Raw genomic sequence first — 23,649 nt, 5'->3', positions numbered from 1 at the left:
GCAGGGTTTATGCTGAAAACATAACTCTAAAGCGATAATGAGATTCATTACCCTGCCATTTGAAAAGGATCTCTTTTTAACTCTGGACCTAAAAAGAGATCCCATTTTTCACCACTTACTGACTCCTTTCCTGCTCCTTCAGCATTTCACGGAGTGTTTCCTCGTCTTTGTTTTCATTGTTCAGCCCCCACATCAACTTCACATCAGATCCCTTTGGAGAGACTCTTACGTAACCAGACATCTCCTGGTGTAGTGCTGAGCAGAAATCTGTACAGTAAAAGGCAAACACACCTGGCTTAAAAGGCTCCCATTTTAAAGTCCTTGTCTGTCCTGGCATAACCAATAGTTCTGCGTTGTTTGCCCCCTGCACGGCAAAACCATGGGGCACATCCCAATCCTGTTCCAGGTTCGTTAAATGAAAATATACTTCATCTCCCATCTTTATCCCTTCAATATTATCCGGGGCCAGGTGGCTCCTGATAGCCGTCATGTAAACATGAACTTCATTTCCTTCTCGAACTACCTTGGCTTGCCCTTCTCCTTTAGCTGCGTAAGGGTGTCCATTTTCTTCGATCTTGTAAAATTTCTTTGAATTCGGCTGGATTTTACTTGCCGGGATAGCTTGTGCATAGTGTGGTTCACCTTTTGTCGGAAAGTCCAATATGAGCTTCATTTTATCCCCGCTTATATCAAATAACTGAGCGCTATGGGCTAATTCCGGGCCGGTAGGTAAATAGCGGTCCTTTGTGATCTTATTCATAGCTACCAGGTATTTCCCAAAAGGTTTCCTGGTTTCACCCCCCGGAATCACCAGGTGTCCCGGAGAGTAGAAAGTGGATTGTTTATCGAGGATCTCCAGTTTTTCCACATCCCATTTTACTACTTCAGAGGAAATAAAGAACGTAGTATATGCATTTCCCTTTCCATCAAACTCCGTATGAAGAGGTCCCAGACCGGGCTTTTTCAGGATGCCATGCAATCCGGATTCGTAGTTAATAACAGGGATACCATTTATTTCTCCGGCAAAATCCTTGCCTTCAATGGCAGCCATCAATTTGTCAAACGAATAGATGGACATATCAGCGGATAGCTTACCATTACCCACAATATAGTCTCCTGAAGGATTAACATCACAGCCATGGGGAGATTTCGGTACAGGAATAAAATATACCATATCAGGGCAATCCGCCGGGTCCAGAATAGTCGTCGTCGTGATCTCTTTGGATTCCGCTATGGAGGTTCTTTCATTTACCAGGTTATGATAATAAGAAGTCTGCCGTTCTTTGCCTTTCCCTTGTTTCACATATTCCTCGGCTTTTTTCCAGTTTACAATGGCCAGCAAGTCCTTATCCTTTTGTGAAGCATTGACTTCCAATAAGGTATACGCCTGTTCGGAGTTATAGGTGGTTAAAAAACTCCAGCCATGAGATTTTCCTTTTCCATTTCTTGCCAGATCATAATTAAAGCCAGGCATCCTTATTTGAAAATCCAGGCTCATCTCCCCGGTTTCCTGGTTTATGCCTACGTAATTGATCAGTCCTTCAAAGTTTTCTTTGTACGTAGCAATAGGAACATCTCTTTGTGGTATTGGCACACTGAACCGTGTCCCCGAAACCAGGTATTCGGAATTTTCAGTTACAAACGGAGCACAGTGTAATCCGGCTACATCAGGGATCTCTAAAATTTCGACCGTTTCAAATGTTGTCAGGTCAACACGTGCTATTCTGGGTGTATTATTGCCATTAACAAACAACCAACGTCCGTCAAATTCACCATTGGTTTGTGATAATTCAATATGGTGTGTATCATCCCAGGGCACCTCACCAAATGAAGTGTTGAACATAGCTTTTGTTTCTTCACTATAGCCATATCCGTTTTCCGGGTATTTGGATAGCACCGGTATTTCCTTCAGTAAACGTCCCGAAGGTAATCCGTAGGCGGTAACCTGTCCGCTAAATCCTCCTGAGAGGAAGGCGTAAAATTCGTCATATTCTCCCGGGGCAACGTATGCCTGGCTGGCTGCGTCTCCTTCTAAAACAGTTTTGCTGTCTCTTTTGCTGCATGCTGTTACGAACACGGCAAGAGAAAACAAAAACCAAACGATTTTTTGAATCTTTGTTTTTTTCATGATAGTTAATTTTTAGTCAAAGCCTGATCTTTTTGTTGTGTCTTGTCAAGGTCATTTTGTCGCATAAATTCAAGGAGGTCTCTGGCATCCCCTATGGCCACCCCCTGGTTAGGCATTCTCGTCAAACATTCCTCCAGTAACTTTTGGGCTTCGGGGTCCTGATCCAACATCACATCCACATTAGTGATCATATTCATGATCCATTCAGGGCGTCTTTTATTGGTGACTCCTGCCCACCCCGGCCCTACCACGCGCTGGTCGGTAAGCTTATGGCATGCTGAACATTTCATTTCATAAATTGCTTTACCACTTTTGATCATGTTCTCTTCCAAAGGGTCCGTAAGCGTTACATTTTTCACTTCACCAATGCCTTTAGGGTTGGCTTCAGGAGTTTTAATGGTCTCTGATTTGATCTTATCAATACGGCTTTTACCGCCATCCCCGCAGGAGATCAAATTCAAGCTGAGTGATCCCAGTATCAATAAAATTATTTTTTTCATAGTGATAGTATTTATGTGAGTGTAGTTTGATCATATTAATAATAGCTGATATTCATCGGTTTAAGTATGATGCCGATCATGATGTATTGGCAAAATCAGGCCTCTTGAAACCAGCTAAAATCACCGAAAGGGAGATAGGGAACAGCAGTGTAATTCCAAAAAGTAAAAGATGATAATGCGTAATAAATCCCAACTCCATCCAAAGCAATGTACCCTGGCCAAAAAGCAATGCCTCTGTTCCTGTAAAAGCTATTAACAGCAGTACCCAACCCCACCCGGAAGTACTGTTTTTGGAAAGTAAATTGGATTTAATAAGAACAGCCGCGCCTGTCAGTGATACAAAACCAAGCACGATCAAATGGATAAATCCTATGACATAGTTCCGAATGGTGTAAGAAATGGTAGCGATGGCAGGAACAGCCACAGCCATTTGAGCCATTACCTTTAGAATCAGGCAGACTATTCCGAACATCAATAACCAATCGGTCCAGTGCGTCAGCGAACGGAACGGATTATAAGACCTGAAGACAGATCTTATGATCAGATAAAAAGCCGCTGCCTGAAGAATGACACCAACTGTATTCAGGTAAAATACAATGGACATGGGTGTGCTCCAGGTCACGCTAAGCGCATAAGTTAATAACAGGGAAAGCTGTAAAAGTACAAACCCGGATGCCGGTATGACCACGGAAGTATTCTTCCCGGATATATAATAGATCAGGAGGCCAATAACGGCATACGTAAACCAGCCATTGAACTGAAAATGTAAAAAGAACTGGATACTCATGTAATACAAAGGATGTAGCTTACCCAGTATTGCACTGACCGGAGCAATCGCCCAGAGACCCAGTGAAGAGATCAGTAACCAATAAATACTCCACCTGATAAACGGAGAATGTGGACCCGGCTTTACAATCCTGAAGTCCCGTAAAAAATAATAGGCAAACAGGTATACCGAAATCAGGTGTACCGTTGAAAAAGTAATACTGTAGATACCATATCCCTGGTAGAGAAAGAATACCGTCATCCCAAAGGCCGCGGTGGTATTCAAAATGAATATTTTGTGATAAATCGCCCTTGTTACCGGTTTTTTGATCAGTAAAAACAGCATGGCTCCTGAAACAAACATATAGCCCCACCCCAGCAGCGCCAGGTGCGAATGCGCGTGTAATACGTGCTTGTAATCCAGAAACGGAATTTCATGTATGTAGAGGTAGCGCATTAACGCGCCTAGTACAGACGCTAAAAGAAAATAGAAAACCGCCACTTTCATCCAGCGAAACCTGAACACCGGATGGAATGCTGCATCGAAGCGGTTTTCGTTTTCCATTTATCGGGTCAATTTGGTATGATTTCCGAATACAATGCCCGGGCCTTGGCAAACAGAATATTGTTTTCCAAATGGATGTGCTTATGTAAATCTTCTTCAAACTCTTTGAGTAAGGCATAGGCTACACTATAGGTCTGGCATCCATCTTCAGGACATTCATAGTTTCCGCTCAGCCTTGCAATTTCTCTAAACCGCTCCCCTTCAAGATCATGATCTTCTTCCATGAGTTGTAAGGGGTTATTTAAATGACCAAAATAAGGTTCAGAAAGTGGGAAATCCCTTTCTTTGGCTTCTACCATCGCCTTGATATATGGAAACACAATTGTTTCTTCCTTCCGCATATGCACCACAAGCGCCTCAGCAGAGGAATCGAACATCTCTCTGATCTCCAAAAGCTCAGGATGATTGCCTCCGTGTACCTCACTCAGTTTGTTCAGGTAAGTCCTTAAAGCAGGAACCGTATTTTCTACATACTTATGATGGTTATTGACGATAATATCAATTAACTCCTTCAAATCAAGATGCTCATAGTCGAATGCATCCGGGGTTTTAAATGATTCTTCCAGTTCAGCAATGATCTGATCCAGTGACAAATTTCGCTCTTTACACGCCTCTTCCAACGTGACCCCACCTTTGCAACAAAAGTCAATATTATGGGCAGTCAACACTTTAGAGGTTCGGAAATTGATGGCTACAATTTTTCCAACTTTTAATTGAGAAATGTTTTTCATTTTTATTTAAGATTTAAAGACCTTTATATCCTTTATTAGTTAGATGTTTCATCATTTTAAGAAAAAGATACTCTCTTCTATACCGTCCCCTACTTCGGTGATCAATGTAGTAGAGAGAATACCACGTAAGTGGTCCCTCACCGCTACGAACTTATCATGTACCGGACAAGGGCGGTTTTCCGAACAAACTTCCAATCCTAAAATGCATTTTTTCACAATCCCCTCTCCATCAATGGCCATGACGACCTCCATGAGAGATACTTCCTTGTTTTTGTGTATACCAAACCCTCCGTTGGGTCCTCTTACAGAAAGTAACAGCTCCCTCCGAACAAGCTGCTGTAATATTTTAGCCGTATAAGCTTCGGGGGAATTGATGGCCTTTGCAATATCCTTAAGCCCTGCCAGCTTATCCTCATCTCGCTTTGAAGCAAGGTAAATCATGATTTTTGATGCATACTCACAGGCTTTTGAAAACATCCGGACGATTTTGATGTGAATTTATTCGAAAATATAATTCCGGACAAATTTATCCTTAATTATTTTATTCCCTGAAACAGGAGAAATAGACTGCTACAACTAAATGTCATTTGATGGGTTAACTGTGGCAATAGCCCGACTTTAAGCAAATCACTTCATGGGTAACGGGAAAGGCTGTTTGTCACCCGCTATTCATTTCGTTCCATCTATTCTGATGATAGTAGTCTCTTTAAGGATTCCGGCTATAAATGCCTACTACAATTGCTTTGCAAAAACCTCTGGCAACTTCGTTACTTTTCTAATTTTTATGTTCTTATAATAAACTTCCGCCGCTTCAGACTGGATCTGGATCTTTCCCTTCGTTAGTGCCGAAGCTATCCCGTCTTTCGTGTATTCACGTGAGTTTTCCAACACCATTACTATTTTGCCATTCACAATATGGTACGCTTTATCCCCTATACAAATGAGTTCGAGGTGGTTCCACTGGTGACCTGGCTTTTCATAGTTTGCGATCCTTCTGCAACTGCCTCCAGGTCCGCTTTTAAACGTCCTGACCTTCCCTTTCGGATCGTATATCCAATATTCCCTGTTATTTTCTGTATGCTTTGACGCTTTGATATCCATGCTCACCCCTGCCAACGGATGAAAGTCTCCACAGTCCGTTTCCTGGACCTGCATTTCAGGAGCGCGCATCCAAACGTTCCAAAACTGGCCATGTGGCTCCTGGCAATGGTAAAGCAAACCACTGTCTCTCTTGTCTCCCAGCCTGGGTTCATATTTTTTCTCCCCCCACTTAAACTCAAAACTTAAATGGTAGTTTTCAAATACTTGTTTCGTGCTCAATCCGGCATAGATCTGCCCGGTAATTTTCAGTACTGGTTCTCCGTTCACCTCTTCTACTGAAAACACCTTCAACGGGTCTTTATTTAATCCAATAGGGGTGCCTTTCATCCCGTCTCCTTTTGGGTAACCTTCCAGATCAACGGAATAATGGGGTACTCCCATAAATATATCCCATTGGCTTAAGTCCTTGTCCAGTAAAAACTCCCAAGTGTCTTTTGAAAAAGTATTTTCAGAGGTTGACTTCGATATTAACCCTGTGGAAATGAGGGCGATTAACGAAATGATCATGAGTGTAAATTTCATATTCAGTTTGATTTATGGTGCTTGGCCGATCAGCTCATCTCAATTTACTCAAAATAACCAGATACATGTATGGTTTATACTTCAAGCTTAGTTTAAAACTCACCAAAATAAGGAACAAAGCTTTGACCTTCAGCCTGGATTACTTCACCAGACAGTCACGGACTATTATTTTATAAGATAACGAATTGAGTTTGTTTTAGGTAAATTTTTAGTGATGGGTGATAAATATATTCTTTGCAATGGTAAATGCATTGCCTCTGATATTCACTCTGCCGATTTTTAATCAGGCAATTTCCGTCCCTGCTCCATTTACACGCGCAGCAATATAACCTTTTAACCCCTCTAGGTCCATCTCATTCATCGTTTCCGCCTCCAGCCAAACAGACAGCTGATCGCCTCTTCTCAAAAAAACTGCGGGAAGATCATCTTTGCGTTTGAATTCCCTTTCCCATTCATCGCGGTGCAGAAAGCGTAATGCTACAGGCAGACCTTCAATAAAATCTGCCCATTCCTTTTTAATGGAAAATGTGCCATAGGTGATCGCACATAAATTACATGCATAGGTTTTTGGCGAGAACACCTTATGCATTATGTCCATATATCCATTCCAGGCGCCTGAGTCCGCATTATATACGAAAATCAATTCCTTCTCTGCTTCCATTCTATATTACCATAATGTTATACCTTGGGTACTTCTGCTGCTTTCTTTTCAAGTTTAGACATGTCGTAGTGCTTTTCAAAGAACTCATCACACCAGAGACACACGTTTTTAAGCTCTCCGCATCGCTTTCGTGCATGACTTTCTGAAATACCGACCGACTCCCCCATTTTATACGGATCACCTTTGTCCAGCATTTCAAAGACCGGATTACCGGAAAGGCGCAGAAGAACATCGGCCACCTTCTCCTTTCGGGCATCACCCAGCGCTTCTTTTGTACCCGGACAGCAGGGGTTTATTTTCCACAGCTGTATGGATATTTCCTGTGGTATGTTATCGCCTCCATTTAGGAAGCCTACCGCCCCGGATAAGATCGCGCAAAAGTTATGATCGGGGTCCTTCTTCCATATGTTCTTTTGCATTGCACGGCCCCTTGCCCAGTTACCTCCCAGCCACATATCCTCATTGGCGCCCCAATACCCCCAGCTTAGGGAGTAGTTATGGAGGTAATTCTCTTTACGTACCAACGGGTCTTTATCATCACCATTTACTCCTCTTGACTCAAAAAGTTCAGCTAATTGCATGAGTCTTCCGCCAGCCGCCTTGTGATAACGGTCTATACTGGCAATATCAAAACGTGTCACTCCTTTTTCGATCAGCGTATCCAGGATCTCATCTGTTAACAGATCTCCATTGGTCTGGAGCATGATCTGGGTCTTACCCTGGTACTTTTCTTTGAGCTTATCCAGTATCAGGTACAGTTTTTTCCTTTCTGCCAGCGGCTCACCGCCAGATAAAATCAATCGCTCTACACTATCCGGTAAGTTTTCGATAATGTTGAGGCAGTCTTCTTCAGATATTCTCGAACCCTGAGGGCCTGATAAGTTATAACAGTGGTCGCACTTATCGTTACAGAGTTGTGTAAACACCCAGTATACAGATTCTATATGATTAAAATCTTTCATTGTTAAAGATTAAACTGTTTCCAAAATTTAATTTCATCGGCGGCTCCCGAGCCGGGATCGTTTATAAAAGCCTCAACAGAAGAAAACACCTGTAAATTCCCGTCTTGCATCATAGCAACTCTGTCCCCCATGAGCAGGGCCTCTTTTAAGTCATGGGTCACAAACAATGCGGTAATGCTAAATTCCTTACGAATGCTATTGAATAGTGACTGCATTTCAGCCCGGGTTTGCGTATCCAGGCTTCCAAAAGGTTCGTCCAGTAACAATATGTTGGGATTAATAATAAGCGCCCTGCCGAAGCTCACCCGTTGTTTTTGACCACCGGAAAGTTGATGAGGCCCTTTCATTAAGTGTTCGGACAGACCAAGCTTATCTGCCATCACCTCCACGTCCTTTTGTATGGCGGCTTTATCCTGTTTTCGTATTTTAAGCCCGTAAGCCAGGTTTTCAAAGACACTTAAGTGTGGAAAAAGCAGGGGCTCCTGGCTCAGGTATACTACTCCTCTTTTTTGAGGTACCAGCGATAACATATCTTCACCATGCACTGAGAAGCTCCCTGAATCGGCAGATTCCAGGCCGGCCATTATTTTTAGCAATGTACTTTTGCCGCTACCTGATTTTCCCAGGATACTAAGTGTGAGCTGTTCAGGCACTTCCAATGACAAGCCATTCAAAACAGTCTCCCCATCATAGACTTTATGCAAGTTATCCAGAACGATCATAGTGGGTTTGGATTTCTGTTTGTGATTAACCGCTGATTGATGACCAGTACTACCAAAAGTGGTAATATCATCAGGCAGGCTGCCAATGCTGCATAGTGTGGATTCGCCTCCTGTACAAAATGCATGACTTTAATGGTCAACGTATCTACTTTACCCACACCTATCAAGCGCGTAATACCATATTCAAACCAGGAGATCAGAAAACACTGGACAAAACATAATAGTAACCACGACCTGGCCATGGGAAACAGTACAGATGCATTCACCTGCCGGTTGGACGCACCTAAACTACTGGCCTGAAAAGCGATCTGCCGGATACGGTCCGTCCAGAAGGTGGCCATAAGTAATACACTATAGGGTAAAACGAATAAGGTTTGGGCCAGGAATACACCAAGAAGTGTCCCTGTCAGCCCCCAACGTACAAAATAGTATTGTAACATGGCCCCGAGTATTACCGGTGCAATAAGGTAGGGATAGAAGGCCAGTTGTAACAAAGCCTGATAGCGCTGCCAGAACATGAGTTGTTTAGACACAAAAAAACCAAATGCCGTAGCCAATAGAGCAATGGAAAATGAAATAAACAAAGACAACCGCAAACTGTCCAATAATCCGCTACCTGACTCCAAAAGGCTTTTCCAAAAACGCAGGGTAAAATTGGCCTGCCACAGGTCAGGAAATGACCATCCTGATACCAGGGACAGATAAACCACTGTCAAAAAAGGGGATAATACAAAAATAAGTACGATATGACGGAGTTGGTTTTTCAAATCAGATGCTGCTTTTTACGAACAAAAAGGGCAATAACAACCAAAACCAATAGCGTATAAACCACCACCATAGCATGACCAACGGGGATGTCCTTGAGGTCAAACCGGGTAAGTTTATCGGTAATGAACAAGGTTACTGGCCTTGGGGAAGACTGCCCCAGTAATAAAGGCACTTCGTAGGTACCCAATAAAAATATCCCGTAGAGCCAAATAACAGGACGGGTTTTTAAAAGCAATAGAGGAATGTATATACGTTTCAAGAATTGTATTTTACTGCTTCCTAAGGTTAATGCAGCATTCATTAACTCAGACACTCGCTCTTTCTGTGCCTGTGCAGTAAATAATAACGTAAAAATGGGAAATATTAGAAACACATGTGTGATCACTATTCCTATACTGTAATTGTCATTAGTCCAGCGGGGGAAGTCGTCAATAGCATTGGTAATGTGCAGGTGATATGCCATACGGGAAATGATGCCCCCGGGACTAAGGAGGTAAAACCATGCAAAAGCCGCTACAAGCGGCGGGAATAACATCGGCAAGAAAAGGGACTTGAACAACCCATTAGCTCCTTTCCGGCGGACAAACCACCAGGACAGCATCAAGGATAAACCTAATGTAAGTAACATGGAAATAATGGTGAGCCAGGCGCTATACCCTAAACTGTATAATGCATCACTCTCCTTACAGAGTTTGATCCAATGTGTTAAAGTAAATCCCTCATTCATCAAACCCGTCAGGCCAAAGCTGTAGCGTATAGAATAACTTAACCCAAGCGCTAAGGGCCCCAATGTAACCAGGACATAGATCAATATAATGGTCTTCTTTCTCAACAGCAGTTATTTTTCAATCACCTCTTTTCTGAAATCTTCAAACAAACGGATCATATATTCAGGCGCGGGTTCCATAAAGGCCCTTTCATTGATAAACTCCCGATCAGGAGCATTTTTCCTTCCTGGTATGGCCTGAAATTTCTGCTGCCACTCCACGGGCAGTGCAGACACAGACAGGACTGTGCCATCCCCCCACACGGCTGGCTGCATCTTTTCCCACTGGACCGCAGGTGAAATCAGAAAATTGCATACGACCATGGCCGCCTCTTTGTTGGAGGAATGGTTGACGATGCCCATAAAATGTGAGTTTTGTATCGTTCCGGTTTCAGGGACATAAGCCCGGCTACTTTCAGGAAAAATCCCCTGAACGATCTTGTTGTCCACTTCACTATCGTTATTGCTCATGGTAAACCACACTTCACCGTTAGCAAATAACTGGTGGATCTGCGCTACCGAAGATGGAAAGCTTTGTCCTTTGTTCCACCAATAGGGTTTAATTCGGTTAAGGTATTCCCATAGTTCAGCGCTATACTTTTTATATTTTTCCTCATTAAAATCGCCCTTTAACGCCCCTTTTCCTCCTGCCAAATGAATGAGCCAGGACTTGAGCACCGTCATACCTGTAAAATCATTACCGATAGTGAATTTACCAGGATGCTCCCTGACCCATTTCTCTAATTCGATCAGGTTCTGTGGTGGGTTTTTCACCTGCTCTCCATTGTAGATAAGCGCCAATTGCACATTACCCCAGGGGCATTCATAACCGTCCGCAGGTTGCTGAAAGTCATAGGCAATGAAAGGGTTACTCAAGTCAATGTATTCATTATTAGGTAATCGCTCCACAAAGGGGCCATAAAGGGCTTTAATCTGACGTAATTGATAGAAGGTCTCTCCATTGATCCATATCATGTCCACCTCACTGGAGGACACTCCGGCTTCCAGTTCTGTCATGAGTGTACTGACAATGGTATTGCCCTGACCGTTCACTATGTTGAGTGTAATACCATATTGCTCTTTGAGCTCTGGTACTATGTAGTCACTCATAAACCGGTTGATTAAAGGGTCTCCTTGCCACATCATCAAGGTAAGGGTTTTATCCCTGGATTCCCGAATGATCTGCTGCCAGGGTTTATCTGTTATTACCTCTTCTTTTTTCTGGTTTTCGCAAGCGATACTACTTATTATCAGGACGAGGTATAAAATCTTTAAGCGCATGAATGAATCGATTTTTTCAACTTAAAATAAATACCGTACTCCAAACTGGAATTGTCGGGGTGGAGCAGCATTTCGGATGACCAATGCTCCGGAGCTTTCCGGTCCGGACTGTATCTGGTTACTTTGCGTAGCATTGTTACTGTAGCCGCTTAGGTTTTCAGCATTGAACAGGTTAAATACATCCGCCCTCAATTCCAGGGCAGCGCCTCCGTTAAATGAAAACTGGTATTGTAGTCCTAAGTCAAATGTAGTGGACCAAGGCAAACGGTCGTTGTTTCTTGCCTCTCCGGGGGAACGGTCGCTATTTCCTACAAATGCATCTCCAAATGACTGACCGTCGCCATTAAGGTCCGTTGTGCCGAATTCACTAAAAACCGGAATACGGTTGATCGGCTGGCCACTTTGAATAAGCGTAGCCAGGCTTATGGAAAAGTTCCTGACCGGGTAGAAATAGCCAATGGCGCTGATCACATGTGTCCGGTCATTCACGGAAGGCCCTTCATCCCTGCTAAAATCATTGGAGTCGGAAGCTCTGAAATTGATATCTTCCGTATCATTACGAAGCCTGGAAAGTGTATAGTAGAGGCGATAGGCATAGTTATCTTCTCCTTTATCTTTTACCAGGTTAAAGTTAGCCGCATAATAGGTGGATGTTCCTTCTGTTTCAGAAACCACAATATTTCGGGCTCCTCCGCGAAGTGTATCGCCAGCCACCAGGGCATACCCACCCTGAGAGTCAGCACCTATCGGAACAGGTCGTACCCGATCCGCATCTTCCGGGCTACGTACCTGCCCAGGCGCAAAATCAGGATTAAACACTACGGTATGCGGAGCGGGTGCGTTAAGGTTTCTTAACCGAAATAAGTTGAACGAACGGGAATGGATCAAATCGACATAAAACAAGATATCATCATCGACCTGGTTTTGGTACCCCAGTGTAAATTGATGGCTGAACGGGTTATCGTAACCTTCCGGGTTGAGAATTCTGGCATCTTCCCCATCAAAAATGGTTTCACGCTGCCCCTGTAATTCACTAAAATCAGGCCCGTTCAAATAAGTAATGCCGGCCGTCTGAACAGCATTCCGATCAAAAGAAGCCCCTAAATTACCTTCAAAGGTGATCTCATTCAAGTCCGTATCTGAGGGTAATATGCCCTGATCAATCAATTCCTGTAATTGTCTTAAGTAATCCGGCGATGTCCGGTTTTGTTGTAACGCATCACTGTAAACAGCATACAGGATCTTTTCATAAAACAGCCCATAGCCAAAACGTACGTTGCTTCGATCGTTGATCTTATAATTCGCATTGAGCCGGGGTGCAATATTGTTAAGATCACCACTGCTGCTACCACCTTTAGAAAGGTTATCATAATCGTAGCGGATACCCAGTGTAACATTTAGTTTGTTGGTGACGGACCAAAGATCTTCGATATAAGCACTCCACCGGTTCTGGCGTGTGCCGAAAGACTGTGGCCTTAATTCAATACCATAGTTACGTACCTCTGCACCTGCCGGAATATCAAAAGCAGACAGACCAGCACCTGCATTCAAAGAACGTACTTGTTCAATTTGAGCCGCATCCAACGCCACTGTATAACTGCCGTTGGGATTACCTCCTGCTAATAATTTATGGTCAGCGCTTATTACGCCAAACCCGGCCTTAAAGGTATGCTTGTTTTTGAAAAGCGTAAACTTTTGTTGCAGTTGTACGGTCTCTTCCTGTGAGTTAAAAATAAAGCCCGGATGCCCCAAAACGGCAATGGTCTCATCCGTACTGGCATCTAATACCGTTACGTTAGGACTGGAAGGGTTATTGGGATTGGCAAAGTCCCAACGAAAGCGCGCAAACTGTACATTCGTTTCAGAAAGGAAATTTCCCAGGTTATAGACGTTTTGAGAGGCTATCAAAATAGAATTTCGGTCCTGTACATTACCTGCTGACTCAAAAGACAACCCACCATCCAGTCCGCCTCCCTGTCGTTCGATGCCTACATCACCCATATTCAAGCGTAGGTTCGATTTCCATCGTGCATTCCATCTGTGATCAATTTTTCCGGAGAAATACAAGAAATCATTTTCACCACGCACGGTCTCATTTACTCCTAAAACAGGCGAGTTCAATAAATTGTCTTTAACATCTTTAGTGTATTCCAGGTTCAGGTAAAAAAAGGTCCGGTCTTTTACGATAGGACCTCCGACACCAAATCCTCCCTGATGACGTTGAAACCCGTCTTTCACCTGGTTACCGGAGAGGTCACGCTGTGCAAAAGAAGAACTTGCATCTATCACGGGGCCCGGGCGGGTAATGTAAAAAGCCTCGCCGGTGATCTCATTACTACCTGACTTGGTGGTTATATTGAAAATACCGTTGGCAGTCTGGCCATACTCAGCAGAATAGTTGTTGGCCAGCACGGTGATATTTTGTGTGAAGCCGACTGGGATGGCAAATTTTTGTCCTCCAAGGAAGTTTTCGTTATTGTCAAGTCCATCAATCAGATAACTGGTATACAGAGAGTTGGCCCCGTTGATAGCTACCGTAGGCGCCTCAGAGAAAAAGCCCGTAGCCTGTGTTACATTGGGCAATCTAAACAAGGCTCGTGTTATATCACGTCCCTCTATGGGAAGTGTTTCTATTTCTTTAGCCGTAAGCTCGGAAGTCACTTCAGCATTCACGGTGTTAATCGCAGAAAAACCACCTCCCCGTATTACTACATCTTCCAGTTCTATCGCTGATTTCAAGTTTATAATGATGGTAATACTGGACGACTGATTGGAGCGAAGGCTCAGATCATTTTTTTCAAAAGCATAATACTGGTCGTTTTCGGAAGTACTTAGCGTATACCTTCCGGAAGTAGAGAGCCCGCGGAATTTGACCTTACCCTGACTATCAGAATTCTTTTCGATACTAAATCCAATGGACTCATTGATCAGCCTGATCGGATAATTGGTGAGTGGCAAATTGGTGTCCCTGTTGATAACAGAGACCTCAAGGCCAGCCTGTGCATAAATGTACTGGCCTAATGTAGCCAATACGGCTATCATCAATAATTTTTTCATTGTTCGTAAAATGAGGTAAAATAAAGCCTTATAGGAAGTATAAGGTTATAAAATGCCGCGGGAAATAGGGTGGCTTATCTACAAAGCAAGTACCGGAGGTGCACGTAATGGGCGGGAAAAATCTGAAAAAAGGTTTTCTATGAAAAGTGTATGGCAAAAAAGCAGCGTTTTAAAACGATCTAAAATGTTTAGTAACACTGTTTTAAAAGCTTTACTCAGTGCATTGCTTTTGATGAGGACAAGAACGTCGGAAAAGGAATTAACATCTTGTAGCTTCTTTAAAACATGAGTCCGCATATTATCACTGGAACTCAAGTGAAGAAGGGCATCAAATAACCGATGGGTTTGCCAGGGAAGTTGTTGCAGCTTCTGGCTGTTATAGGTAGCCGCTGTCAGTCCTACCAGATAGGCCCCTCCATTGACCGAAGGCCCTAATACATTCTCACCTTTTCTTAGCTGATCAGAAATGCTCTGCCAGTTGGTTCCGTCTAATTCCGGGCTATCATTTCCAACAGCTATGGCCGCTTCATATCCTTTATTAAAAACCTCTGAGAATGCATTGGCTATTCTTTCACCAAAAGTAAGACCAATTTGATTTCCTTCATGATAGTGAAATACAGGAAAACCAGACTTATTTACAATATGTGAACCATGGGCTACCAGCGAAGTAGCTAATGCCATGTTACGATGGTCTGAACCTGCGTCAAACCATTGTTTATGTTTACTCTCAGCCTGTGCGCTCCTACTGAAGTAAATGATCGCTATATTCCCTGTACTAGTCACTGTTGTACAAGGATATCATTTTTTTTAATGATTCGCTTGTCTCTTTTTTGACAAAAGCCTAAAACGCTTAAAAGAATAAAGGCCCTAACCTATATGGTAACGTGATCTTTACTGAAAATACATCTCACGTGAAACCTTATTGACTTATGATACTTTAATCACTAAAAATCATATTTAACAAATGCTTCGATTGCCTCATATTCTGTCAGTCCCAGTTGATCATAGCGCCTGGCGGTGGTACTATTTCGATCTTCAGCTCTTTGCCAAAATTCGCGGGTATCTTCTCCGGGGAATACCGGGTAGTCTTTTTGAGATTGATGTTTAAATATCGCTTTTCTTTTACGGATGACATCGATCGGGCTCAGTGGAATGGCCATTTCTATTTTTTCTATATCCCATTCCTGCCAGGCCCCCCGGTAAAGCCAAAGGTTACAATCTGATGTCCAGGCTTCTGATTTGAGCTCCTTAAGCGCCCTCAGGATCGCATCAAGACATACTTCATGTGTGCCGTGCGGATCGTGCAAATCTCCCGCCGCAAAAACTTGATGAGGTTGAACTTCTTTCAATAACTTCTTAATGATATTTATGTCCGGTTCAGCCAGTTCTTTTTTCATGATACTACCGGTTTCGTAGAATGGCAGGTTCAAAAAGTGTACACGCTCTTCTTTTACCTTACAAAACCGACAAGCTGCACTCGCTTCTCCCCTACGTATAAGGCCTTTGATGATCTTTAAGATCTCGCCATCCTCATCCCCTTGTTTTTTTTCGCGAATATCTTCCATCACTTTTTGGTAGGCGTCCTGAAGTAGTCCATTTTTTTCTCCTAAAGAGCTTTCAAGCAGCCTGGCAAATTCAGCGAATCGAACGGCATCATCATCAAACACTGCGATATTACCTGAAGTTTGGTAGGCAACATGTACCTCGTGCTCCTGCTCTACAAGCTTTAATAGTGTCCCTCCCATAGAAATCACGTCATCATCAGGATGTGGGCTAAATACGATCACTCGCTTTTTGTCAGGGAAAGCACGTTCGGGCCGGTTGGTATCATCTGCATTGGGTTTCCCTCCTGGCCAGCCGGTAATGGTATGTTGCAGGTCATTAAAGATCTTCACATTCAGTTCCTGGGAATAATTGGGAATAAGGATCAATTCATCCAGGTCATTTTGCTTGTAATCTTTATCCGTCAGCTTCAAAATAGGTTTATCCAATTTTTCACTAAGCCATATCACCGCTCGCTTTCGCAAGTCATCTGTCCATTCACAAAAACCGGTAAGCCAGGGTGTCTTAAATCTACTCAAGCCGGCACCTGCTGCCATATCCAACACTAATTCTGTGTCAGCGTGATTTTGCAGGAAAGAAGCCGGGATTTCCTTAGTGACTTCACCTTCTACCGCACGATTCACTATTTCTGCTTTCTTTCCTCCCCATGCCATCAGAAAAACTTTATTTGCCTTAAAAATACTCTTAATACCCATGGTAAGGGCGGTACGAGGCACGAACTCCTCTTTGATGAATTCCCTGGTAGCATCACTGATAGTCACAGGATCCAGTTTGACGATCCTGGTCCCGGAGCGAAATACTGAACCCGGTTCATTAAAACCGATATGCCCGGTCCTGCCAATGCCCAGTACCTGGATGTCAATACCTCCTACTGCATCAATTTTATTCTCATATTCTTCACAGTAGGTGGTCACTTCATTCCTGTCTATTGTACCGAGTGGTATATGAATATTCTCCCTGCGAATATCTACATGATCAAAAAGGTGATAGTTCATGAAATAATGATAGCTCTGAGGAGAGTCAGGCGCTATCGGGTAATATTCATCTAAATTAAACGTAATGACATTCTGAAAACTCAGTCCGTCTTCCCGATGCATTCTTACCAGTTCCTGGTACACCATGACCGGAGTGGCTCCTGTAGCCAGGCCTAATACCACTTGTTCACCATTTGCTTGTCTCCGTAATATCAGATCTGCAATATATTCGGCCACATACTTTGAAGCAGGTCCCGGCCCATCAAAGAGCGTAACGGGAATTTTTTCCAATTTCGTTTGAGAATGATCAAGTGTTTTCATTGCGAGCCTTTGATTATTTTAAATGAATGTGTTCGAGCACAATTGTTAAGAAAATATTTTGTGTTTATGATTGGCTAGGATTATAAATTCGGGTATATCGCTTTTGCAGGATACATCGCTTTCATAACCTCCTGCACTTTGGTATCCGTAAAACCGGTATAGAAGAAATAAACCTCACCCTGCACCCCTTGCTTTCTGTTAGACTGTACCATATCCGCTATAAACTGTTGACTTGGCAAGTACCCTCCCAGGAATAATAATAATCCCGGGAAAAAGATAGGTCTGTCTTCCACACTGAGTCGGTTAAGTTGCGAGCTAAGCAGGCCTCTATAAACCTCGATCCCTTGGGATTCTCTCCGATAAAGCTGCGGACTTACCACATCACAATAATCGCCTTCTACCCAGCTGGTATAATCCTGTAAATATTCATCGTATCCGAAACTCAACGGACTGGGTGACATGGCCACTGTCATATTCACATTTTCTTTTTTGACAGAATCATACAGCGCCTTCCCAAACTCATTAATGATGTCTGCACGCCATCTCAACCAGGCGGTGTTTTTAGATTGAACAGGTGGGGTCTGTCCTGAATGCTCGTCTTTATACTTATTGACAGTATAGTCGTCATAGCCGGATTCCGTAGGACATGCCGGCAATCGGTCGTCTCCCTGTACCCCGTCTATATCAGGATAATTTTCCACTACTTCCGTTACCAGGTCGATCATGAATTGCTGCACTTCAGGATGAAAAGCATTCATCCAGTAAAAGCCATTTTTTACAACTATGTTTCCTTCCACATCCCTGGACTTCCAATGGTCTGGTGTGTTATCCAATATGGGACCTGGGCTACCATTGAATGCGGCAAAACCATATTCAAACCAGGCCATTACTTTTATGTCTTTGGCATGGGCTGCATCAATCAGTTCGCGAAGCGGATCACGGCCTGCATATAGCGGATCTATATTCTTTCCTGTAATTGCCTGGGCCACCTGGCTGGGGTACGTGGTGAGTGCCTTATTCCAGGTCACCACAAAGATGGTATTGATGTTCAATTCATCACAGAGCGCAACCGCTTCTTCTATTTGTGCTTGTGAATTAAGTACATTGCTATCTACATTGGTAAGCCATACCCCCCTGACACCGACATCCTGGGGTTGCACGGTCACTTGAACGGTGTAGGTACGTTCATCGCCGTTTTCAGCGGTTACGGTATACATTACCGAGTTACTAAAATCTTGTTTTTGTGAAGTAAGTGGTAAAATGGAAGCTTTCTCATGGACATCGATACTTACTGCCATATCACTGAGGGTCGTTCCAAAAGGCACTGAAGCAGTAACCGTGTTACCTTCTACCTCTCCCCTGATAAATACTTCTGAAAAAACAAATGAATCAATCTCATTATCATCACTCTTCGGTGTAATTATTATTTCCTCTTTGAGTCTTACAATGACGCTATATACCTTGTTCGTCCCATCTTCCGCAGTAACAACATATACCACCGGGTTGGTAAAATCCTGTGCTTCTCCGGATGCCGGAGAGATGGATGCCTTATCAGAAATCGTGATTACCGGAGTTAATGATTTAACATCTGTATTTGCAGGTAACGTGTCAATAACCGTCAAATTCACTTCATCAATGGCTGCTCCTGTATTTCCGCTGACCCCCTGAAACTGAAAACTAACAATCGCATTTTCAGCACTCAGTTCAGTGGTTTCATCGTCATCGCCACAAGATACCCATAGCACTGATAACGTCAGTAACGAGATGAAGCTCATGAGCCTGTATTTTTTGTATGATCTTTTTTTCATAGTTGTTTTATCTAAGCTTAGGGAAATTGACTTTTTCGGAATACTTCTCTTGAAACTGGCTCTTGAATTTTTTCACCCCTTCATAGAAGAAAAATACTTCTCCGTTGATGCCATGTAATCTGTTAGAATCTATTTTAGCCATCAGCAGTTCTGATGAAGGGTTGTAATCATCTACTTGTAAAAGAACACCCGGATAGAATTTCCGATGATCTTCTTTATCCAGTTGTTGCATTAATATTTCATCCAGCAATTTGGAATAAGCGTCTATATCATAGCGGTAAAGCTGGGGGCACAACAGGTCGACATAACCGTTGTTGACCCATGTGGGCCAGTCTTGCAAATAATTCTCTTTGCTCCAGGGGTAGATACTGGGCGCCATGGATACAATGCAGTGTGGGTCCAGTTCCTTTACTTTTTTGTATAACACTCCCATAAACCCGTTTAGCTTTTGGGCCCGCCATTCTATCCACTCAGCATCATTTTCGTTTTCAGGCGGACGGTCTCCATTATGTTCATTTTGATACAAACCAACGGTATATTCATCGTAACCACTGTTCACCGGCATAGCCGGCAGGCGATCATCTCCCTGGATACCATCCACTTCATAATTTTCCACCACCTCGCTTACCAGCGATACCATAAAATCCTGTACTTCCGGATGAAATCCATTCATCCATTGAAATTTGTTCTTTTCGGTGATGTCCCCTTTACTGTCCAATGCTTTCCAGAAAGGCTTGGTCTGTAGTAGCAAACCACCATCCGTCTGATCATAAGAAGAGGCAAACCCAAATTCAAACCAGGCAAAGACCTTTATATCTCTTTTATGTGCTTCTTCTATTACTTCTTTCAGCGGATCCCTGTCCCGATACACCGGATCTATTGCATACCCGGTAAGGGCTTTCATCACATCACTCCTGTACATGGTATACCCTCTGTTCCATGTTACCATGAAAATGGTGTTAAACTGCAACGAGTCCAGCAGCGTTACGGCCTCTTCGATGTTCTTTCTTGAAAGAAGCACATCACTCGCCACGTTGGTCAGCCAAACTCCTCTCACCCCCTCTTTAGCCGGGGGGATGGCTTGTTCATTGCTTACTCCCGAGCATTGAAACAGTAAGATCAGGGCCAGAAAATGAAAGAAGGTCAATGGCTTAATACTGCTACCCATTATTTATATACTCTATGTCCGCTTATCAATGATTATTTTGTTAGAAATATGGAAAGGTGCCGAAATAGCGATGCACCTTTTCCATACCATCCAAACATTATAACAACGTTTTTTATTACCCCCCTACTTCCAAGGTAAGTGTGAATTTGGCCAATGCCTGGTTAGTAATTAAAATGTAAACTTCAGCTTCGGATTCACTGACTTTGTTGTAAGTCACGTTTCCACTGGCATCTGCATTATCCGTGGTATTACCTTGCACAAAGTCGCCTGAATAGATCACTTCAGCACTTGTTACGTTATCCAAACCGTCAGTCACATCAATAATAAGTAGTCGGCTTTCATTGGCGCTTCTTGGAAAGACAGAGGCCATGACTGTTTTATCACAAAGCTCGAAAAGCACGAAGTTGTTGTAGAAGAAATCCACCAGGTCGCGGCTGTCATTAGGCAGTTGCTCCTGGATAGACCCATCTGCCAGTGATAACTTCGCTACGTCCACATCATTACCGTTTACCCATACAGCATCGTCATCTACATCTACAGCAGTGGCATGTGCTCTCGACCCCAGACCTGTGATTCCAAAGTCGTTACTTTTAATGATTTGAGGAGTTTCATTCAATGTTCCTTCTGTTACCTCCCATCGATAAACGTCGGCACCCCTCGCACCTGCTGAGAAGTTTCTCCCATAGGCTGAATAAATTACAGCAGTACCCGTGACATCGCCAAGTACAGAAAAGTTATCTCCCAGACGAACCACATCACTCACTTCATATTCCAGGTAGACTTCCGGGCTACTGGTTTCAGTAGCCCACCGGTAGATCTTAAAGGTAGCCGTTCCGGAACCATTGTGATCTACCACATTACAAGCCAGTATAGAACCATCGGCACTGGTCTCTACATCGGATAGATTCAAACTTCCTCCACTGATACCTGTCATATCCAGGTCTCCTATTGCATCACCATTGCTGGCATCTAAAATTTTTACCTGGTCCTGGTTAAACACTACATAAACATGGTCATTCCCAAAAGCAATACCATCTTCTCCATTACTCGTAAACCACGGAGGAAGATTGCCTTTGAAGGCATTAAATTCCCAAACAGGATCACTCAGTGTTAGTTTAGGCTTTGTGTCTTCACCGGCTATTTCAACAATTACAATCCATACCTGGGTAGAACCGTCTTCAGCGGTAATAGTATAATTAACCGGAGTAGTGAAGTCTTGTGCTGTTTCAGAAGCAGGTTGGATCGTTGCTTTTTCTGAAATCGCAATTACAGGAGCCAGGGCTGTAACATCCGTTCCAAACGGTACGGTAGCCCTCACAGTAAAATTACCCTCATTGATCTCGCCGGACACATTTCCCCCGGCACATCCTCCATCTAATTCAAGCGATACCACTTCTTTCCGCTTACTTAAAAGCGGACTGTCTTCTCCATCGTCATCTCCGCAGGAAATCAATAGACTCATTGCTATTAATGAAAGTAATGCGAAAACGTTTTTGCAAATTTTATTCATTTGACTGTCAGTTTTAATTAAATCTATTTCTGAGATCAGTTATCTCTCAATATCCATTACTCAATGGCTTATTCTAACGTTATGTCAAGTAATGCAGCTCCATGATTTGTGATCCATACTGCTACAGTTGCAACATTTCCATTCACACGTACATCTACTCCACCGGTACCGTTTCCATTCGCTATATCATTACCATCCGGTGTAAGCGCATAATAGACTATATCAGCAGATTCAACATTTTCCCAACCTTCGGTAACGTCAATAACAGCAAGATTTCCGGCTTTATCCGGAGCAGATGCCGTAAAATCAGTGGATGTTGCCAGTACAAACTTTTGGAGACCTAACTCAAAGTAGGCTACATCAAGTGCAAACTCAAATAACTTAGCATCTTTTCCGGTATTCAGGGCCTCGGGTAATTTGCCCACAAGATTACCACTGTTGTCATATTCAGCGATTCCACCTACACCAGTACCTGCTACTATAAAGTTCGCATCCGCAGCACCGGACACGGGCCATACATCGGGTGCATTCCCAAGGTTCTCAAGTCCGTTTAAGGTAATAACTTCCGGAGTGTCATCTGCCACACCGCCGGTTACAGTGAATTTGAGGATTTTGTTATTGGCTGTACCAAAACCACTGGTTGGCACATAAATGAAGGCGTTATTGGTGGCATCACCTACCACGCTCAAATTCTCTGCTACGTGGAATCCTGTCGGTGGAACATATGATAAAAACAACTCTTGCGTGGCATCTTTATTATTCCATTTGTACAAATTCCATGGATTAGCGCCATTGCCCACCCTTAAATTGCCGCCGAAAATCAGACCATTATCATCAGTAGCAGTAGTAAGTAAGAACAAATTGCCAGTGGCAAAATTCTCCTTACCATTGATATACTCCTTATCAGGGTTAGTATCGTCATCAGCGAATCCTGCAGATACATCGGTACCATCCGTAACTGATAAGACTCTTATTTTATCATTGTTACTATGAACATAAACATAATCAGAAGATAGTGCGATGTCGCGATCATTATTAACCGTAAACCAATCAGGTACTCCACCCTCCTTACGAGTCCTTTCCCATACCGGGGTAATAAGTACACCTGGCTTTGGAAGCTCAGTCACTGTAACGGCATACACATTCGTACTTCCATCCTGAGCGGTGACCGTATAGTTTACAGGGCTTGTAAAATCCTGAGCTGCTCCGCTTGCCGGACCAACAGAGGCCAGATCGGATATCGTGATGGTAGGTACTAAAGTAGTCAGGTCTGTACCAAAAGGCACGTCTGCCTGGATACTATTATCCGTAATGACACCGGTAACATCAGGATCCAGTGCTTCAAATACAAAGGTTAGCAACTCTTTGGCAGAAGAACCTGCTTCCACACTAACATTCACCGTATACTCCGCCTGAGTACCATCGGCTGCTGTGACGGTATAAATCACCGCACTTGAAAAATCTTCGGCTTGTCCGCTTGCCGGGCTTACCTCGGCTTCCTGGGATATGGTCACAGTAGGTGTTAGCGCTGTAACATCTGTGCCAAAAGGTACGGTGGCAGAAACTGTTGTACCGCTTATGGTGGCCGTAATGGCAGGACTCAGGTCAGCAAAAACAAAAGAAAGCATTTCCTTAGCATCGCTAAGTGGTTCACTTTCATCATCGTCTCCACAAGCTGTGAATACAAGAAATGAGGCCAGAAGACAAAATGTCTTCAGCGCCGTGGTTAACTTGATCTGGTAATTGTTTTTCATGATTTTTGGATTTAGTCTCAAA

Annotated in this window: 19 protein-coding genes; all 19 read right to left on the bottom strand. The window is 43.3% G+C overall.

All coding sequences use genetic code 11. The features are described 5' to 3' along the window. Window positions 1–115: 115 nt before the first annotated feature. Window positions 116–2,128 (bottom strand): Sec-dependent nitrous-oxide reductase, encoded by a 2,013-nt coding sequence (gene nosZ, locus FNH22_RS22610; protein ID WP_143400728.1) that lies wholly within the window; start codon window positions 2,126–2,128, stop codon window positions 116–118. A 5-nt stretch (window positions 2,129–2,133) separates the two neighbouring features. After that, window positions 2,134–2,628: a cytochrome c gene (locus tag FNH22_RS22605; RefSeq protein ID WP_143400727.1), complete on the bottom strand. Its 495-nt coding sequence runs from the start codon at window positions 2,626–2,628 to the stop codon at window positions 2,134–2,136. A gap of 76 nt (window positions 2,629–2,704) precedes the next feature. Continuing rightward, entirely contained in the window at window positions 2,705–3,958 is a 1,254-nt protein-coding gene (locus tag FNH22_RS22600; protein ID WP_143400726.1) for a hypothetical protein, read from the bottom strand. A gap of 8 nt (window positions 3,959–3,966) precedes the next feature. After that, window positions 3,967–4,689, bottom strand: a complete 723-nt coding sequence (gene ric / locus FNH22_RS22595; RefSeq protein ID WP_143400725.1) for an iron-sulfur cluster repair di-iron protein — start codon at window positions 4,687–4,689, stop codon at window positions 3,967–3,969. A 51-nt stretch (window positions 4,690–4,740) separates the two neighbouring features. Continuing rightward, a complete protein-coding gene (locus tag FNH22_RS22590) occupies window positions 4,741–5,166 on the bottom strand; it encodes an Rrf2 family transcriptional regulator (RefSeq protein WP_143400724.1) in 426 nt (141 codons plus the stop codon). 255 nt (window positions 5,167–5,421) lie between these two features. Beyond that, window positions 5,422–6,312 carry a DUF1080 domain-containing protein gene (locus FNH22_RS22585; protein WP_143400723.1) on the bottom strand — a complete coding sequence of 297 codons (891 nt, stop codon included), beginning with the start codon at window positions 6,310–6,312 and terminating at the stop codon, window positions 5,422–5,424. A gap of 283 nt (window positions 6,313–6,595) precedes the next feature. Further along, entirely contained in the window at window positions 6,596–6,973 is a 378-nt protein-coding gene (locus tag FNH22_RS22580) for a hypothetical protein (protein WP_185154355.1), read from the bottom strand. Between the two features lie 17 nt (window positions 6,974–6,990). Next, window positions 6,991–7,935, bottom strand: coding sequence for a radical SAM protein (locus tag FNH22_RS22575; protein ID WP_143400722.1), 945 nt, complete (start codon window positions 7,933–7,935; stop codon window positions 6,991–6,993). A gap of 2 nt (window positions 7,936–7,937) precedes the next feature. Continuing rightward, window positions 7,938–8,657: an ABC transporter ATP-binding protein gene (locus tag FNH22_RS22570; RefSeq protein ID WP_143400721.1), complete on the bottom strand. Its 720-nt coding sequence runs from the start codon at window positions 8,655–8,657 to the stop codon at window positions 7,938–7,940. Then, complete coding sequence (locus FNH22_RS22565; protein ID WP_143400720.1) at window positions 8,654–9,424, bottom strand: ABC transporter permease; 771 nt, start codon at window positions 9,422–9,424, stop codon at window positions 8,654–8,656. Before FNH22_RS22565 ends, FNH22_RS22570 begins: the two co-directional genes overlap by 4 nt. Continuing rightward, complete coding sequence (locus FNH22_RS22560; protein WP_143400719.1) at window positions 9,421–10,257, bottom strand: ABC transporter permease subunit; 837 nt, start codon at window positions 10,255–10,257, stop codon at window positions 9,421–9,423. The genes FNH22_RS22565 and FNH22_RS22560 overlap by 4 nt, the downstream gene beginning before the upstream one ends. A gap of 6 nt (window positions 10,258–10,263) precedes the next feature. Beyond that, entirely contained in the window at window positions 10,264–11,472 is a 1,209-nt protein-coding gene (locus FNH22_RS22555) for an ABC transporter substrate-binding protein (protein ID WP_143400718.1), read from the bottom strand. Window positions 11,473–11,493: 21 nt separating this feature from the next. Continuing rightward, window positions 11,494–14,529 (bottom strand): TonB-dependent receptor domain-containing protein, encoded by a 3,036-nt coding sequence (locus FNH22_RS22550; RefSeq protein ID WP_143400717.1) that lies wholly within the window; start codon window positions 14,527–14,529, stop codon window positions 11,494–11,496. A 78-nt stretch (window positions 14,530–14,607) separates the two neighbouring features. Beyond that, complete coding sequence (locus FNH22_RS22545) at window positions 14,608–15,312, bottom strand: DUF2064 domain-containing protein (protein WP_143400716.1); 705 nt, start codon at window positions 15,310–15,312, stop codon at window positions 14,608–14,610. Window positions 15,313–15,473: 161 nt separating this feature from the next. Further along, entirely contained in the window at window positions 15,474–17,387 is a 1,914-nt protein-coding gene (nagB, locus tag FNH22_RS22540; RefSeq protein ID WP_143400715.1) for a glucosamine-6-phosphate deaminase, read from the bottom strand. An 80-nt stretch (window positions 17,388–17,467) separates the two neighbouring features. Beyond that, window positions 17,468–19,195, bottom strand: coding sequence for a family 10 glycosylhydrolase (locus FNH22_RS22535; RefSeq protein ID WP_143400714.1), 1,728 nt, complete (start codon window positions 19,193–19,195; stop codon window positions 17,468–17,470). Between the two features lie 7 nt (window positions 19,196–19,202). Next, on the bottom strand, window positions 19,203–20,363 hold the full coding sequence (locus FNH22_RS22530) for a glycoside hydrolase family 10 protein (protein WP_143400713.1): 1,161 nt from the start codon (window positions 20,361–20,363) through the stop codon (window positions 19,203–19,205). Between the two features lie 115 nt (window positions 20,364–20,478). Next, window positions 20,479–21,873, bottom strand: a complete 1,395-nt coding sequence (locus tag FNH22_RS22525; RefSeq protein WP_143400712.1) for a DUF5018 domain-containing protein — start codon at window positions 21,871–21,873, stop codon at window positions 20,479–20,481. A 68-nt stretch (window positions 21,874–21,941) separates the two neighbouring features. Beyond that, the gene (locus FNH22_RS22520; protein ID WP_143400711.1) at window positions 21,942–23,627 is read right to left on the bottom strand and encodes a DUF5018 domain-containing protein; all 1,686 of its coding nucleotides are present in this window, start codon (window positions 23,625–23,627) and stop codon (window positions 21,942–21,944) included. Between the last annotated feature and the right edge of the window lie 22 nt (window positions 23,628–23,649).

Source organism: Fulvivirga sp. M361 (genome assembly GCF_007097395.1).
GTDB lineage: Bacteria > Bacteroidota > Bacteroidia > Cytophagales > Cyclobacteriaceae > Fulvivirga.
This window is presented reverse-complemented; position numbering and strand designations above follow the sequence as displayed.

Bases quoted from the DNA above. Each gene is read 5' to 3' on its own strand.
- nosZ (WP_143400728.1), bottom strand. From the start codon at position 2,128: ATGAAAAAAACAAAGATTCAAAAAATCGTTTGGTTTTTGTTTTCTCTT.
- FNH22_RS22605 (WP_143400727.1), bottom strand. From the start codon at position 2,628: ATGAAAAAAATAATTTTATTGATACTGGGATCACTCAGCTTGAATTTG.
- FNH22_RS22600 (WP_143400726.1), bottom strand. From the start codon at position 3,958: ATGGAAAACGAAAACCGCTTCGATGCAGCATTCCATCCGGTGTTCAGG.
- ric (WP_143400725.1), bottom strand. From the start codon at position 4,689: ATGAAAAACATTTCTCAATTAAAAGTTGGAAAAATTGTAGCCATCAAT.
- FNH22_RS22590 (WP_143400724.1), bottom strand. From the start codon at position 5,166: ATGTTTTCAAAAGCCTGTGAGTATGCATCAAAAATCATGATTTACCTT.
- FNH22_RS22585 (WP_143400723.1), bottom strand. From the start codon at position 6,312: ATGAAATTTACACTCATGATCATTTCGTTAATCGCCCTCATTTCCACA.
- FNH22_RS22580 (WP_185154355.1), bottom strand. From the start codon at position 6,973: ATGGAAGCAGAGAAGGAATTGATTTTCGTATATAATGCGGACTCAGGC.
- FNH22_RS22575 (WP_143400722.1), bottom strand. From the start codon at position 7,935: ATGAAAGATTTTAATCATATAGAATCTGTATACTGGGTGTTTACACAA.
- FNH22_RS22570 (WP_143400721.1), bottom strand. From the start codon at position 8,657: ATGATCGTTCTGGATAACTTGCATAAAGTCTATGATGGGGAGACTGTT.
- FNH22_RS22555 (WP_143400718.1), bottom strand. From the start codon at position 11,472: ATGCGCTTAAAGATTTTATACCTCGTCCTGATAATAAGTAGTATCGCT.
- FNH22_RS22550 (WP_143400717.1), bottom strand. From the start codon at position 14,529: ATGAAAAAATTATTGATGATAGCCGTATTGGCTACATTAGGCCAGTAC.
- nagB (WP_143400715.1), bottom strand. From the start codon at position 17,387: ATGAAAACACTTGATCATTCTCAAACGAAATTGGAAAAAATTCCCGTT.
- FNH22_RS22535 (WP_143400714.1), bottom strand. From the start codon at position 19,195: ATGAAAAAAAGATCATACAAAAAATACAGGCTCATGAGCTTCATCTCG.
- FNH22_RS22530 (WP_143400713.1), bottom strand. From the start codon at position 20,363: ATGGGTAGCAGTATTAAGCCATTGACCTTCTTTCATTTTCTGGCCCTG.
- FNH22_RS22525 (WP_143400712.1), bottom strand. From the start codon at position 21,873: ATGAATAAAATTTGCAAAAACGTTTTCGCATTACTTTCATTAATAGCA.
- FNH22_RS22520 (WP_143400711.1), bottom strand. From the start codon at position 23,627: ATGAAAAACAATTACCAGATCAAGTTAACCACGGCGCTGAAGACATTT.